Here is a 15188-nt window from a genome sequence, read left to right as displayed (position 1 = left end):
AAATTTAAAACTTTAAAATATAAACTATAACTTTGCTATAATTATATTTTGTATTTTAGAGGTATAAATGAATAAAATTTTATTATTAGCTGATGGAGTTTATGCGAAAGATTTTTTGAAGAAAATTCATAGTAATAAAACCTTCAAAGAATCTTTGAGTGTTGTTTATTATAATGATGAAAGTGTGGATTTAAGTTTAGAGAATGAACAAATTTCTTTTCATAAGTTCGATCCTACAAGTTTGGTTAAGTTAGAAAATTTGCTAAAGGAAAATTTCCATCAAGCTATTATTTATATGCAAGATGAGGCTGATATGCTAGCTTGCTATAAAAATTTAAGAAAATTACATTCAAGATTAAATATAGTTATTATGGATTTATGGAATAGCCATATTGATGATAATTTTTGCGAAGTGATTAACATCTATGATACTTTAAGCACAAGGCTAACAGGTTGTATGGATAATATGCCATCAACTGCTCAATTTATAGGACTTGGGCAAGGTGAGATTATGGAGGTTAGAATTCCTGCAGGATCAAGCTTTGCTTATAGACATATAAGCTCTATTAGTCAAAAACGCTTTAAAATTGTAATGGTTTATAGAAATAATGAATTTATCCTAGCTAGACCTGGGCTTATTTTGATGCCAAATGATAGTATTTTGATCGTAGGCGATCCTAAAGTTTTGCAAAGTGTTTTTACTAATGTTAAAACAAGCTTGGGACGTTTTCCATCGCCTTTTGGAGACAATATACTTTGTATTATAGATATGAAAAAAATGAGTGAATTTGCTATAGAAAAACTTATTTTTGCAAGCTTGCTTTTGCATATAAGGATTAATAGTAAAAAGCTTTATTTTAAAGTGATTAATCCTACTTTAAATCCTATGTATTACAAGCTTAAAGCTTTGCATAAAAATAGTATTGAAGTAATATTTGATTTTATAAATACCAATATAAAAAATACTAAACCTTTTGTGGAAAATACTAGTATAGGCTTGATGATAGTTGAAGATTATCTTTTTGAAAAAGAAAAAAACTTTCTTTTTACTTTGAAAATTCCAATACTTAAAGCTGGTAGAGGTGATTTCGCAGATTTAAAATCTTCGGTAGTTTTAAGTTCAAATTTTGAAGATGTGGAAGGTATTGCATCAATTATGCTTGATTTTAATAAACAAATTCAATTAGGACTTTCTTTATACTATTATGCTTTAAAATTAAATAAAGCAGAAATTTTTGAATATCGCCAATACTTCGAAAGTCTTTCAAAACTTCATGATGAAAAATTACTTTTAATAGAAGAAAATGAACATAATCCTATTAATAACTTTTCTTATAAGCAAAATATATTGCATTTTGTACCATTTAATGAAAAAATTTTAGGTAGTAATTTCAATAAAATTTTAAAAACAGATTTAAATACGATATATTATAAGATGAATAAAAATTATCAATTATTTATACCATCACTGTGAGAAAATAATGCAAGTTAAGGTAAATTTAGATAAAAATACAAGTTATAATGTCTATATAAATGAGTTAGAAAAGTTGAATTTTGATACTAAAGTAGTGATTTTGACTAATGAATTAGTAGCAAAATTACATTTAGGTATGCTTTTAGAAAAAATTAAAGCTAAAGAACTTTTTATCATAAAAATTAAAGATGGTGAAGAGTATAAAAATTTACAAACTATAGAATATATCTTAGATCAGATGTGTGCATATAAACTAGATAGAAAAAGCTTGCTTATAAGCTTTGGTGGAGGGGTAATCTCTGATATGGGTGGTTTTGTAGCAAGCATATACCAAAGAGGGATAGAATTTATCAATATCCCTACAACTTTACTAGCTTGCGTGGATGCAAGTGTGGGTGGTAAAACCGGAGTGAATAATAAATTTGGCAAAAACTTAATAGGTACTTTTTATCAACCAAAAGCAGTGTATTGCGAGAGTAAGTTTTTAAAAACTTTACCTTCGAGAGAACTAGCTGCGGGTATGGCTGAATTTATTAAAATGGCTGTGGTTTTTGATAAGGAAATTTTACCTTTTTTGGAAAGTTTAGACGAGGATAAATTTTTAAATACTAAATTAGATGATATTATTTTAGCTCAAATCATCCAAAAAAGTATAGAACTTAAAGCTAATGTGGTTTCACAAGATGAAAAAGAAAGTGGTTTAAGAATGCTTTTGAACTATGGTCATACTTTTGCTCATGTTATAGAAAATCAAACAGGATATAAAAAGTACTTACATGGTGAAGCTGTGGCTATAGGTATGAACATGGCAAATATTTTAGCATTAAATTTGGGGTTATTAAGTGAGCAAGAATGCCAAAGAGTGCAAAATTTACTTATGAAATTTAAATTACCTATATCTTATAAAATTCCAAATATAGAAGAATTTTATAATGCCTTTTTTTTAGATAAAAAAACACATTTTGAAAAGATTAATTTCGTTTTAGCTTGTGGTCTGGGAAAAGCTTGTATAAAAAACGATATAATCAAAGAAGATATTTTACGCACTTTAGAGGTGTTTGCATGAAAAAGATTTTTTTGCTTTTATTTTTATCTTTTATAGTGCTTTTAGCACAAGATGATGTAAAACATTTAGAGCAAAAATTAAATGAATTGCATAATAATTTAGCATACAATACCTGGGTGATTAAATATAATAATTTTAATATTTATAAAAAAACCCAAGATGAAATTTTAGCTTTAGAAAAAGAAAGTTTAAAGGCTAATGAGCGCAATAAAAGTATTATAGAAAGACAAATTTTGATTTTAAAAGAAAGATTAGAGCTTTTAAGTGAGTATAAGAGTGCTAATTTTTCTAAAATGGTTTTAGCGCCTGAAGAAGTTGACAAAATAGATAAACTTACCAATCCTTTAGCTATCATTTCAGCGTATTCACATATAAAAAAACTAAGACGTGACAAGGAAGAATATATCAATATTTTAAATAGTTTCAAGCAAACTTTAGATGAGCTTATAAAAGAAAATGTTTTGGTAACTGAGATAGCTAAATTAGCTCCTAGTAAAGAATATGATGAGTACTTAAAAGCTTCTAATCAAATGGTAAGGGATTTTTCACAGACCTTGCGTTTTGGAGAAATTTCTTATTCTGTATATGAGAAAAAAATTCAAGAAGAAATTGAAAAAACAACTGCTTCTATTAAAATTCAAGGCGTGAGAGCTTTTAATATAGTTTTGGCTATTATTATAGTTATAGCTATAGCGTTTTTACTTAAATTTATAGCTAGAAAATATATAGGTGATAATGATCGCTTTTATACGGCAAATAAAATTATCAATTTTATTAATATTAATGTAATTGTTTTAATTTTGCTTTTTGGATATATTGAAAATATTAGTTATTTAGTGACCGTGCTTGGTTTTGCTTCTGCTGGTTTGGCTATTGCTATGAAAGATATGTTTATGTCTATGCTTGGTTGGTGCGTGATAGTTTTTGGTGGGAGTTTTAGAGTAGGTGATAGAGTTAGAGTTTTTCAAAATAACACGCATTATATTGGTGATATAATTGATATTTCATTTTTAAGAATAACTTTATATGAAGATATTTCTTTGCTAACTTATACAGATAATAGAAGAAGTGGTAGAATAATTTTTATCCCAAATAATTTCATTTTTACTAATCTTATATCAAATTATACTCATCATGGTATGAAGACAGTTTGGGATGGACTTGATATTACTTTGACTTTTGATTCAAACCACCAAAAAGCTTTAGAGATAGTAGAAGAAATTATCACAAAAGCTTCTAAAGGCTATACAAAATTAGCAAAAGAATCTATGAGTAAATTAAGAAATGAATATAGTATTAGAAATCCTAAGGTTGAGCCTAGGTTTTTTACATTTTTAGAAGGTTATGGTATGAGAATTTCTGCTTGGTATATGACAAATTCTTATGCGGCCTTGGTTTTAAGAAGTAATATAAGTAAAGAGATTATCAATGAATTTAACAAACATGATGATATAAAAATAGCTTACCCATCGCAAAATTTATATATGGCAAAACATGAATTTATAGAAAACAAGGAAGATGTTTGAAAAAAAAGATATATTTTAAAACTTTTGGTTGTAGAACTAATATTTATGATACGCAATTATTAAAAACTTATATTAAAGACCATGATATTACACAAAACGAGCAAGAAGCTGATGTAATAGTGATAAATTCTTGTACGGTTACAAATGGTGCTGATAGTGGGCTTAGAAGTTATATTAATGGTGTAAAAAAAAATGGAGTTAAGGTTATACTTACAGGTTGTGGTGCTGTGAGTAAGGGAAAGGATTTTTTTGATAAGAAAGAAATTTTTGGAGTTTTAGGAGCTTCTAATAAAGATAAAATTAATGAGTTAATCTCGCAAGATAAAGCCTTTTATGAGCTTGGAAATTTGCACTTTATCGATACAAAAATCGTAAGTAATTATGAAAATCACACTAAAGCTTTTGTGAAAATTCAAGAAGGATGTGACTTTGCTTGTAGTTATTGTATAATCCCAAGTGTTAGGGGTAAATCAAGAAGCGTGCTAAGTGAGGAAATAATAAAACAAATCAAACTTTTGGCTCAAAATGGCTATAGTGAAGTAGTTTTAACGGGTACTAATATAGGAAGTTATGGTTTAAAAGATAAAACTACGCTTGGAAAATTATTACAAGAAATAGGTAAGATTAGTGGTATAAAAAGAGTAAGGCTTGGGAGTTTGGAGCCTGCTCAAATTGATGAGAGTTTTAAAGAAATTTTAGATGAACCTTGGCTTGAAAAGCATTTGCATATTGCCCTGCAGCACACTCATGAAAAAATGCTACGCATAATGCGTAGAAGATCACATACACAAAATGATTTAGCATTGTTTAATGAGTTAAGTCAAAAAGGTTTTGCTTTAGGGACAGACTTTATCGTAGCACACCCTGGAGAAAGTGAGTTAATATGGCAAGAAGCTTTAGAAAATTTCAAACAGTTTAAACTTACGCATATTCATGCTTTTATTTTCTCACCACGTGATGGAACACATTCTGCTTCTATGAGTGAGCGAATTAATGGTGAAATAGCCAAAGAAAGATTAAATATTTTAAAAGATATAGTCGCACAAAATAATTATGAGTTTAGAAAAAATCAAAAAGATACTTTAGAAATTTTAGTAGAAAGTAAAAAAGATGGTTTTTATGAAGGCTATGATCAATTTTTTAATAAAATCAAAATTACAAGCAAAGAAGATATTGCTAAACAATGGATAAGCATTGAAAAGTATGAATGCAAAGAAGATTGTAACTATGTAAGGTTAGAGGATGAAAAATAAAAAGATTATCTTAGCTTCATTTTTATTGCTTTGTGTTTTTGTAGTAGTTGCGTTTATAAAAAATCAACCTGATTATATTAGCAAGGCTGCTTATGAAGAGCTTTTAGAACAAAATTTAATCCAAAAAGCTATAATAGAAAATAATGAAATATTATTAAAAAGCAAAGAAGGAAATTTTTTAATCGCTAAAGATGTAGTGGATTTAAATGCTTTGTGGCAAAAAATTCCTTTAGAATATGCTAAAGATTATAATTTAAGCGAGTTTTTTTTGATATTTATTTTACTTGCTTTTCTTATAAGTTTTTTACTCTTTCTTAATAAAAAAAACAAAGATAGACAAAATTTACTTTCTTTAGAAAAAAATATTTTAGAAAAAAATGAACAAAATAACACCATACAAGATGTAGTAAGTGAAGTTAAATTTAAAGATGTAGCAGGGGTTGATGAGGCTAAGGTAGAGCTTTTGGAAATCGTTGATTTTTTAAAAAATCCACAAAAATATAAAGATTTTGGTGTGAAAATGCCAAAAGGGGTTTTACTGGTAGGTCCTCCTGGAGTGGGTAAAACTTTGATAGCAAAAGCTGTAGCAGGCGAGGCTGGGGTACCATTTTTTTATCAAAGCGGGGCTAGCTTTGTAGAAATTTATGTAGGTATGGGTGCAAAAAGGGTTAGAGAACTTTTTTTAAAAGCTAAATCAAAAGCTCCAAGTATTATTTTTATAGATGAAATTGATGCAGTTGGTAAAAGCAGGGGGGATTTTTCTAATGTAGAAAGAGATAATACTCTAAATCAGCTTTTAACTCAAATGGATGGATTTGAGGATAATAGCGGTGTTATAGTAATGGCTGCTACAAATAAAATCGATCTTATGGATAATGCACTATTAAGATCGGGGCGTTTTGATAGAAGAATTTTTATATCATTACCTGATTTTAAAGATAGAATGTATATTTTACAAAATTATATGAAAGAAAAAAAATCTAGTGTAGATTTAGAAAAAATCGCAAAAGCTAGCGTGGATTTTAGCGGAGCAGCCTTAGAAACTTTGGTTAACGAGGCGGCCATTAATGCCATAAGAAGAAAATCAGATTTAATAGAAGAAAATGATTTTTTTGCGGTATTGAATAAAGTTTTAATGGGTAAAAAAAAGATTTTCTCATTGAGTGATAAGGAAAGAAAAATTCAAGCCACATATCAAGCAGCTAAAGCTTTGTGTGCTTTTTATTTTGACGTTAAATTTGAAAAAATTACCCTAATAGAAGATAGATTTAAAGAGTATGAAAATACCATCAAATCAAAATCAGAATTATTGAACAAAATAAAAGTTTTTTTAGCAGGTTCGATTGCTATGGAGCTTATTTTTAATGAAAGTTACACTAATGCACAAAGCGATCTTTTAAAAGTTAAAGAATTACTCGCTTTTATGGAAACTTTTGCTATGGCAAATGAGGGTTTATTGCAAGAGCAAAAGCATGAAGTGAAAGAATTTTTAGAATTAATGAAAGAAAAAGTAGTGAGATTAGCTAGTATTCTTTTGGAAAATGAAAAAATAGAAAAACAAGATGTAGAAAAAATCATAATGGAGTAAAAATGGTAAAAATAGGAATTTTAGTGCTTTCAGATAGAGCAAGTAGTGGAGTTTATGAAGATAAATCTGGAGTAGAGATAGAAAAAATTTTAGATTCTTATATAAAAAATGAAAAAAGCTTTTATTATGAGCTAATTCCTGATGAGTATGATTTAATCATAGAAAAATTAGCTTATTTAGCTGATGAAGTAAAATGTGATTTGATTTTTACTACAGGAGGTACAGGGCCTGCTTTGCGTGATGTGACACCAGAAGCAACACAAGCAGTGTGTGATAAAATGCTTCCAGGTTTTGGAGAGCTAATGCGTGCAAAAAGCTTAGAATATGTGCCAACGGCTATACTTTCAAGACAAAGCGCAGGTATAAAAGGAAAATCATTGATTATTAACTTACCGGGTAATCCAAAAGCTATAAGAGAATGTATTGAACCTATATTTCCTGCTATACCTTATTGTGTGGATTTAATAGGCGGAGCTTATATTGAAAATAATGAAGAAGTAATTTCTGTATTTAGACCAAAGAAAAAGTAAGTCTAGTTAGACTTACTTTGAGGTTTCATAGCCTTGTGATAAAAGTGCGTTCATACCACCTTTTAAATTAGTAACTTCTATACCATTTTGATCTAATAAAGCAGAAGCTTTAGCACTTCTTGCTCCACTTCTACAAACTATAGCAATAGGTTTTTTACTTGAAATCTTTTTAATTTCCTCGACGAAATTTTTATTAATACTGCCATCTTCATTATAAAAGCTAATTTTAATGGCATTTTTTATTATGCCAGTTTGTGCCCATTCGCTAGGTTTTCTTACATCAATTACTTGATAATTTTCCAAAATATCCGCATTAATATCGATATTTTTAACTTCTGCTAAAACAAAACTAACACAAAGTGCTAAAGATAAAAATATTTTTTTCATAATCAACCTTCTTTTTTTGTAGCTTCATAACCTTGCGATAAAAGTGCTACCATGCCACCGTCTAGATTAGTGCATTCTATATCTAGGGTATCTTCTATCATCATAGCAGTATGTTTGCTTCTTGAGCCTGTAGCACATACAAAGGCTATGTTTTTATTTTGATAATCTGCTTTTTCTTTAAACTCTTGGATGAAATTTTCATTCATAAAGCCATTATCATCGCAAAGTGCGATGAGTATAGCTTCTTTTATAACCCCGCTTTTCCATTCGCTTGGGGTTCTTACATCTATAATGCAAAACTCGTGCAAAATATCTTTAGAAATAGCTATATTTTTCATTTTTCTAAAGCCTTGGAAACGATTTTGCTTAAGGCATTGTTGAATTCGCTAGGGTTGTCTATACCTATACCTTCGCTAAGTTTAGCCATATTTAAAAGAATATGTGCCATTTCATTAGCTAAGGTATCATTCTCTTTTAAGGCTTTTAAAATTTCATGATTAGGATTGATTTCAAGTATAGGTTTAACTTGCTGTTCTTGCCCCATTTGTTTAAGAATTTGTTGCATAGCAAAATCAGGTTTATTTTGATCATAAACAATACAACTTGGACTATTTGAAAGTCTTTGGCTAAGTTTTACCTCTTCAACTTCATCTTTTAAAACTTCTTTTATTTTGATGAGTAAGCTTGCAAATTCAGCCTTTTGTTCTTCGCTAGTTTCTTCGCTAGCTAGATGGTTAATAGCACTAAATTTTAAGCCTTCAAATTCATTCATCATAGGCATAACTATGGTATCAATTTCCTCATCAAGTAATAAAACATTGATATTTTTTTGTTTATAGCTTTCAAGAAGTGGAGAATTTCTTAAAAGTTTTTCATTTTTTCCACTAATATAAAAAATTTCATTTTGACCTTCAGCTAGGTTTTGTTTATACTCTTCAAGATCAATTAATTCTTCTTTATTTGAGTTTTTAAAGTATAAAAGCTTAGCTATAGCGTCTTTATTTTCGCCAAAACCATATAAACCTTCTTTTAAAACTTTTCCAAAATTCTCATGAAATTTAAGATAGTTTTCTTTATCTTTTTCTTTGAATTTTTTAAGTTCTGCTAGGATTTTTTTAACACTTGCTTCTTGAACGCTTTTTAAGATTTTATTTTCTTGTAAGATTTCACGACTTACATTAAGCGGTAAATCTTCTACATCAATAATCCCGCGTACAAATCTTAAATAAGTTGGTAATAATTCTTTATCATCATCACTTATAAAAACTCTTTTTACATAAAGTTTTAAACCACTTTTATAATCTACTCTATATAAATCAAATGGAGCTTGTGCGGGTATAAAGAATAAAGAATTATACTCTATAGAACCTTCAGCTTTTGTGTGGATATAAAGCATAGGTTTATTTGAATCATGGAAATTTTGCTCATAAAATCTTTCATAATCTTCAGCTTTTAAACTTGCTTTATTTTGTCTCCATAAAGCACTTGCTGTATTAATTTGAGTATTTTTTAATTCTCTTTTAGGTTCTTTTTCGCCTTCTTCTAATGGTAAATATTCTTCTTTTTCCATAAAAATAGGAAATTGTATGTGATTTGAGTATTTTTCTACTATGCTTTCAATACGGTATGAGTTTAAAAATTCTTCATCTTTTAAATGCAAGGTTATACAAGTGCCTTGCTCATCTTTATTTGCATCTTCTATTTCATAACCACTAGCATCAGAAGTCCAAAGATAAGCTTTATTATCTAATGCTTTTTTGCTTAATACTTCTATTTTAGAAGCTACCATAAAAGCAGAGTAAAAGCCTACACCAAATTGTCCTATAAGCTGAGAGTCTTTTTTAGCATCTCCGCTTAAATTTTCTAAAAAGCTTTTTGTACCGCTTTTAGCAATGGTTCCAAGGTGATTGATTAAATCTTCTTTATTCATACCTATACCATTATCGCTTATGGTTAGGGTTTTTGCTTCTTGATTGAAGTTGATTTGAATTTTTGGTTCAAATTTTAGATTTTTATAAGCATCATCACTCACGCTTAAATAACTAAGTTTATCAAGTGCGTCGCTTGCATTAGAAATAAGCTCTCTTAAAAAAATTTCTTTGTTTGAATACAAAGAATGAATCATAAGTTGTAAAAGTTGATTAACTTCAGTTTGAAATTGCATTTATATCTCCTTTATTTAAAAATTAAAAAACCAATCCATACTGCCAAAAGACAAAGGATAACATTTAAAATAATATTTAGAAAAAAGTGAAAATAATCACCACTTTGCAAAAATAGCAAATTTTCATAAGAAAAAGTTGAAAAAGTCGTAAAAGCACTTAAAAAACCCGTGCTAATTAAACTTTTAGTAAAAATATGCACACCTTTAAAGTTTGCATAAGAAAAAAACAAGCCCATTAAAAAAGATCCTATGATATTAACAAGTAAAGTACCATAAGGAAAATCATGTGGAATGATTTTATTAAAAAAGCTACTAGTAAGCATTCTAGATATAGCTCCTAAAAAGCCACCAAAACCTACAGCTAAAATCGTACTAATCAAGCTTGTGCCCTTTCGCTATCTAAGATTGTTTGCATTTTTTCTCTAGTTTGCTCAAGCCAATCATTTTTACTTGTATCAACAAGATCAAGAAATATTACTTTTAAAACACCGCTATTTGCACTAAATTTCTGGGTGTCTAAAATTTTAGCTGAATCAACAATTACCACAGGTTGGACTTTTAGCTTAAGTTTCTCACTTAAAATTTTAGCTCCGACTTTAAATTTTAAAAGTTTTTGTGTTTTAGATCTTGTACCTTCTGGAAAAATAGCTAAGACTCTATCTTCTTTTAGTCTTTCTTTAGCTTCTTTTAAAAGTTTTACTAGACCTTTTGGGCTTCTATCTATACAAATAATTTTAGGTTTTTTAATCAAAGTTTTAAAAACGGGGAGTTCGCCAAGTTCTTTTTTGGCTATCCAAGATATATTTTTTGGGCATAAATCTTCCAAAACAACTATGTCTAATAAACTTTGATGGTTAATTAAAAGTAAATTAGCTTGAGGATGTATAGAGCCTTGAGTTTGAATTTTATAATTTATTACATATTTTTGTAATTTTGACCATACTTTCCTGATTTTCCAAATTTTTTCTTGTGATTGTAATAATAAAAAGGCAATACATAAAAATATAATAGATAAAATAAATTCAATCCAAAATATTAAAGCTTTAAATCTTTGATAAATCTTCACTTTTCACCCAGCCTATTTTTCCATTACTAAATAAAATCTTTCTATATTCTTCTCTTGAATCTAACACTTCTACTTCTTGTTTGTATTTTCCAGAATAAAAATGAGTTGAGTTTAGAGTTGGTAAAATTTGCACTTTACTTTCAGCTTTTAATATAGCTTTATATATGTTGTTTTGAGCTAAAAAACTTGCTATTAGAGCCAAAATTGCTAAACCTAAAGCTACATAGCTTTTTTTAAATACAAACCATAAAGCAAAAATACCACATAAGCTCCACAAAAACACTTGTTTGTAAAAATTAAAATCATTAGTCTTTGGATTTAAATCGCTTTGTGTGCTTATACTATCTTCTTTAAGTTCTATTTTTAAGGAAAAATCTTTTAGTTCTTTAGAATTTAAATTAAAATAAGAAAAATCAAAACGTGTTTTGCTTTTATCTAAAATAGCATAATAAAATCCACTTTGTTTTTCAAAATCGCCTTTAATAGCCTCTACACCTTGTTTTTGAATATCTTTTATGTTAAAACTTGCTAGGTTTGTGTTTTCTCCTGCAAGTTCTATAAATAAAATCATATTATCATTATCAAAATGACTTGCCTTTACTTGTTTAACCTCTAAATTACTTGCAACTATGTGTGAGTATTTATTAGAAGGAGCGTCGATTTTTTTAAGTCTAATAGGTTTTATAATTAGTGATGAGCTTTGAAAAATATGATCATTTCTGCTTAATGAAACGATGATTTTGTTTAAATTGGCATTTAAACTTTTAGCTTCAAACCATAATTTTGTATGATATGAATTAGCCTTTTGCTCCCAAATAGGATTAGGATTGATCCAAAGCATATCATCATTTTTTTCAAAACTCACATTTAAATCAAAACTTACATTAGTTGTGGTGATAACCTCAAGATCTATAGCAAAAGCTTCATCTATGTAAGCTTCATCAGTGTATTCTTTTGCATTTAATACCAAAGAACTTTGAGGAATAAAATTTTCATCATTGATTTTATTTTCATAATTACTCTCATCGCTTGGGGCGATAGTTTGATAAATTTGCTTAGCTTGATCGTCTAATTGATTGTAGTTTTTTTCTAAGGTGTTGTAATCTTCAAAAACACTGTTTTCTTGAGCATATAAATTAAGTGCTAGTAAAAAAATACAAAAAACTTTGAAGGTTTTTAGCAATTTAAAAATCCTTCAAACATTTTAAGTCCTACTTTTGATCCAAGTATATCATCACACATTCTTTCAGGGTGAGGCATAAGTCCAAAGACTTTTTTATTTTCATCACAAATTCCAGCTATATCGTTTAAAGAGCCATTTGGATTATTGATATATCTTAATAAAATCATATCTTTATCTTCTAGTATTTTAATACCATCTTCGCTATTGAAATAATTTCCCTCTCCATGAGCAATAGGTAATTCTATAATGTCATTTTTTTGAAAATTTTTCAAAAAAACATTATTGTTTGATACTACTTGTAATGCTTGCATTTTAGAAATAAAACTTAAGCTATTATTGTGTTTCATAGCCCCCTTTAAAAGACCAAGTTCTAATAAAATTTGGAAACCATTGCAAATACCTAGGACATATCCACCTTTTTGCACATGTTCTTTAAGTGTTTTCATAGCAGGAGCAAGTTTTGCAATAGCTGCACATCTTAAATAATCTCCATAAGAAAAACCACCTGGTAAAACGATTAAATCTGCACTAAAATCTTGTCTTTCATGCCAAATGATTTCAGTTTTTACGCCTAGTTTTTCAAAAGCATAAGCTGTATCAAACTCACAGTTAGTTCCAGGAAAACGAATAATAGCTACTTTCATAATATTATCTCATAATCTTCTATCACAGTATTTGCAAGTAATTCTTTACACATTAAATCAACTTGTTTTAAAGCTTCTTCTTTATCATCGCAAGCTATATCAAAACTAATTTGTTTTGAGGTTTTAACATTTGCTATGTTATTAAAATCTAAAGAATGCAAAGCCTTTTCTATGGCTTTGCCTTGAGGATCTAAAACTCCATTTTTGAGTGTGATATTTACAGTTACTTTCATTATTTTTCCTAACTTAAAATTCTTTTTAATACTTCTTCATAGGCCATTTTTACATTACCTAAGTCTTGCCTAAAGCGGTCTTTGTCTAATTTTTCATTAGTTTTGCTATCCCAAAATCTACAACTATCAGGGCTAATTTCATCAGCTAGTATCATATTTCCTTCACTATCAATACCAAATTCTAATTTAAAGTCAATCAGTCTCAATCCTTTAGATTCAAAGAATTTAACTAAGATAGAATTAATATGTCTTGCGGTTTTTTTGATTAATTCTAAATCTTTTTCACTTTTTACTAAATTTAAAATCAAACAATGTTCATCGTTGATGATAGGATCACCCAAATCATCATTTTTATAACAAAACTCAACTACAGCAAAAGGTAAAATTATACCTTCTTTAATGCCTAATCTTTTTGTTAAAGATCCTGTAGCTACATTTCTAGTAATAACTTCAATAGGTATAATATTGCATTTTTTAACAATTTGCTCTTTATCGCTGATGGTTTCTATTAAATGTGTTTTAATACCTTCTTTTTCTAAAAGATGAAAAATTTCAGTACTAATTTTGCAGTTTAATGCACCTTTTCCTGCTTCGTTACCTTTTTTTTCTGCATTAAAAGCAGTTAAATCATCTTTAAATTCTGTGATGAGTAAATTCTCATCATCAGTTTTAAACATTTTTTTACCTTTTCCCTCGTATAAAAGATCTAGTTTTGTTGCCATTTTACTCTCCTTTTGTGATGTTTAAAATTTTGATTGCATCAATTGCTGTTTTTAACTGTATATCATTATCAATTTGTTCTTTGGTGATGATATTTTTATCTTCTTTATTATCTTTTTTCTTTTCTTGATGTCCGATTTTGTCAAGTTCAGCTTGTAAGTGTTTTTTTAGGTCACTTTCTTTGATTTCAAAGCCATGGTTTTCTTCTTTACTTACTTTTCCTGGGAATACTTCTATATCAGGACTAACCCCGACAGCTTGTATGGTTCTACCACTTGGTAAATAATATTTTGCTATAGTAAGTCTTAAGCCTTCTTTACCTTTTTCATCCATAGGTAATATAAGTTGTACGCTACCCTTTCCAAAAGTTTTTTCACCTATGATAACAGCGCGTTTAAAATCTTGCAAAGCTCCGCTTACAATCTCACTTGCACTCGCGCTGCCACCATTTACAAGTACTACTAAAGGTGCGTTTGTGATTTTTTTACTAGGATTTGCTTTAAATTCTACATTTTCACTCTCTATTTTACCTTTTTGTGAAACAATGACTCCCTTGTCTACAAAAAGATTTACTAAGCCTACGGCTTGATTTAAAATGCCACCTGGGTTAGTTCTAAGATCTAGTATAATCCCTTTTGCATCGGAATGTTTTTTGATTGCTTTACTAGCTTCATCTACAACATTTTTATCAAAATTAGTCACTCTTAAATAAAGTAAATTTTCATTTTCAATTAATTTTGTATAAACACTATCTACTTTTATGATATCTCTTTTTAAATTTACATCAAATGGCTTTGTATCACCTTTTCTATAAATAGTTAGAGTAACCTTTGTTTTAGGCTCTCCACGCATTTTAGAAACAGCTTCATTTAAAGTCATACCTAAAGTTGATTCGTTATTAATTCTTAAGATAATATCATCAGTTTTAATACCTGCTTTATCCGCTGGACTTCCTTCTATAGGAGCTACAACACTAATTGCTCCATCTTTTTGGGTAATAGTAAAGCCAAGTCCACCAAATTCCCCATTAGTTTGTTCTTTAAGCTCTTTATAACCTTTTTCATCTAAGAAGGAAGAGTGGGCATCTAAATTTGTAAGTAAACCTGCTATGGATTTATCAACCAAATCTGTATAATTAACATCATCAACATAATATTGTTCTATGATAGACATAGTTCTTGTAAGTTTAGATAAAGCTTCTATTTTTTTTTCTGCTTCGCTAGGAGCGGGATTTTTAGCTTGCAAGTTAGTAAAAATAAAAGAAGCGGTTATTAAACTACAAATGCTAGCTGCGATAATAAGATTTCTTTTTGTCTTCAAAGGAAAAACTCCAAAATAAATATGAATTCATAAA

The 15188-nt window shown here is 28.6% G+C and carries 16 protein-coding genes; 6 read left to right on the top strand and 10 right to left on the bottom strand.

Translation table 11 applies throughout. The features are described 5' to 3' along the window. The first annotated feature begins 67 nt into the window (after positions 1–67). The 6 genes from L8X40_RS05500 to mog are packed head-to-tail and all read left to right on the top strand — an operon-like array spanning position 68 to position 7437. A complete protein-coding gene (locus L8X40_RS05500) occupies positions 68–1474 on the top strand; it encodes a COG3400 family protein (RefSeq protein ID WP_263667492.1) in 1407 nt (468 codons plus the stop codon). 7 nt (positions 1475–1481) lie between these two features. Continuing rightward, on the top strand, positions 1482–2540 hold the full coding sequence (gene aroB, locus L8X40_RS05495; RefSeq protein ID WP_087699530.1) for a 3-dehydroquinate synthase: 1059 nt from the start codon (positions 1482–1484) through the stop codon (positions 2538–2540). Beyond that, a complete protein-coding gene (locus L8X40_RS05490) occupies positions 2537–4066 on the top strand; it encodes a mechanosensitive ion channel domain-containing protein (RefSeq protein WP_214100601.1) in 1530 nt (509 codons plus the stop codon). The genes aroB and L8X40_RS05490 overlap by 4 nt, the downstream gene beginning before the upstream one ends. Further along, positions 4063–5319 (top strand): tRNA (N(6)-L-threonylcarbamoyladenosine(37)-C(2))-methylthiotransferase MtaB, encoded by a 1257-nt coding sequence (gene mtaB, locus L8X40_RS05485; protein WP_214126457.1) that lies wholly within the window; start codon positions 4063–4065, stop codon positions 5317–5319. The genes L8X40_RS05490 and mtaB overlap by 4 nt, the downstream gene beginning before the upstream one ends. Next, positions 5309–6907, top strand: a complete 1599-nt coding sequence (locus L8X40_RS05480; RefSeq protein ID WP_263667491.1) for an AAA family ATPase — start codon at positions 5309–5311, stop codon at positions 6905–6907. The genes mtaB and L8X40_RS05480 overlap by 11 nt, the downstream gene beginning before the upstream one ends. Positions 6908–6909: 2 nt before the next feature. Beyond that, a complete protein-coding gene (mog, locus tag L8X40_RS05475; RefSeq protein WP_039618174.1) occupies positions 6910–7437 on the top strand; it encodes a molybdopterin adenylyltransferase in 528 nt (175 codons plus the stop codon). 12 nt (positions 7438–7449) lie between these two features. Here the strand turns inward: mog and L8X40_RS05470 are convergent, their stop codons facing one another. From L8X40_RS05470 to L8X40_RS05425, 10 genes are read right to left on the bottom strand one after another with little or no spacing between them, the layout of a single operon-like run. Further along, a complete protein-coding gene (locus L8X40_RS05470; RefSeq protein ID WP_214126455.1) occupies positions 7450–7824 on the bottom strand; it encodes a rhodanese-like domain-containing protein in 375 nt (124 codons plus the stop codon). Between the two features lie 2 nt (positions 7825–7826). Next, positions 7827–8162, bottom strand: a complete 336-nt coding sequence (locus tag L8X40_RS05465) for a rhodanese-like domain-containing protein (RefSeq protein WP_214136129.1) — start codon at positions 8160–8162, stop codon at positions 7827–7829. Further along, a complete protein-coding gene (gene htpG, locus L8X40_RS05460; RefSeq protein WP_214136131.1) occupies positions 8159–9988 on the bottom strand; it encodes a molecular chaperone HtpG in 1830 nt (609 codons plus the stop codon). Before htpG ends, L8X40_RS05465 begins: the two co-directional genes overlap by 4 nt. 11 nt (positions 9989–9999) lie before the next feature. Further along, the gene (crcB, locus tag L8X40_RS05455) at positions 10000–10368 is read right to left on the bottom strand and encodes a fluoride efflux transporter CrcB (RefSeq protein ID WP_087699545.1); all 369 of its coding nucleotides are present in this window, start codon (positions 10366–10368) and stop codon (positions 10000–10002) included. After that, positions 10365–11054 (bottom strand): lysophospholipid acyltransferase family protein, encoded by a 690-nt coding sequence (locus L8X40_RS05450; RefSeq protein WP_087699547.1) that lies wholly within the window; start codon positions 11052–11054, stop codon positions 10365–10367. Before L8X40_RS05450 ends, crcB begins: the two co-directional genes overlap by 4 nt. Continuing rightward, positions 11032–12237, bottom strand: a complete 1206-nt coding sequence (locus L8X40_RS05445; protein ID WP_214136133.1) for a hypothetical protein — start codon at positions 12235–12237, stop codon at positions 11032–11034. Before L8X40_RS05445 ends, L8X40_RS05450 begins: the two co-directional genes overlap by 23 nt. Continuing rightward, on the bottom strand, positions 12231–12881 hold the full coding sequence (gene purQ, locus L8X40_RS05440; RefSeq protein ID WP_214126452.1) for a phosphoribosylformylglycinamidine synthase subunit PurQ: 651 nt from the start codon (positions 12879–12881) through the stop codon (positions 12231–12233). The genes L8X40_RS05445 and purQ overlap by 7 nt, the downstream gene beginning before the upstream one ends. Beyond that, the gene (gene purS, locus L8X40_RS05435; protein ID WP_039618190.1) at positions 12878–13114 is read right to left on the bottom strand and encodes a phosphoribosylformylglycinamidine synthase subunit PurS; all 237 of its coding nucleotides are present in this window, start codon (positions 13112–13114) and stop codon (positions 12878–12880) included. The genes purQ and purS overlap by 4 nt, the downstream gene beginning before the upstream one ends. Before the next feature lie 8 nt (positions 13115–13122). Beyond that, a complete protein-coding gene (gene purC / locus L8X40_RS05430; protein WP_263667490.1) occupies positions 13123–13836 on the bottom strand; it encodes a phosphoribosylaminoimidazolesuccinocarboxamide synthase in 714 nt (237 codons plus the stop codon). 1 nt (position 13837) lies between these two features. Further along, the gene (locus L8X40_RS05425; RefSeq protein ID WP_318530021.1) at positions 13838–15154 is read right to left on the bottom strand and encodes a S41 family peptidase; all 1317 of its coding nucleotides are present in this window, start codon (positions 15152–15154) and stop codon (positions 13838–13840) included. Positions 15155–15188: the final 34 nt, after the last annotated feature.

Source organism: Campylobacter sp. CNRCH_2013_0855, from assembly GCF_025773025.1.
GTDB lineage: Bacteria > Campylobacterota > Campylobacteria > Campylobacterales > Campylobacteraceae > Campylobacter_D > Campylobacter_D jejuni_C.
Note: the sequence above shows the minus strand (reverse complement) of the source record. Positions and strands in the feature narration are given on the sequence as shown.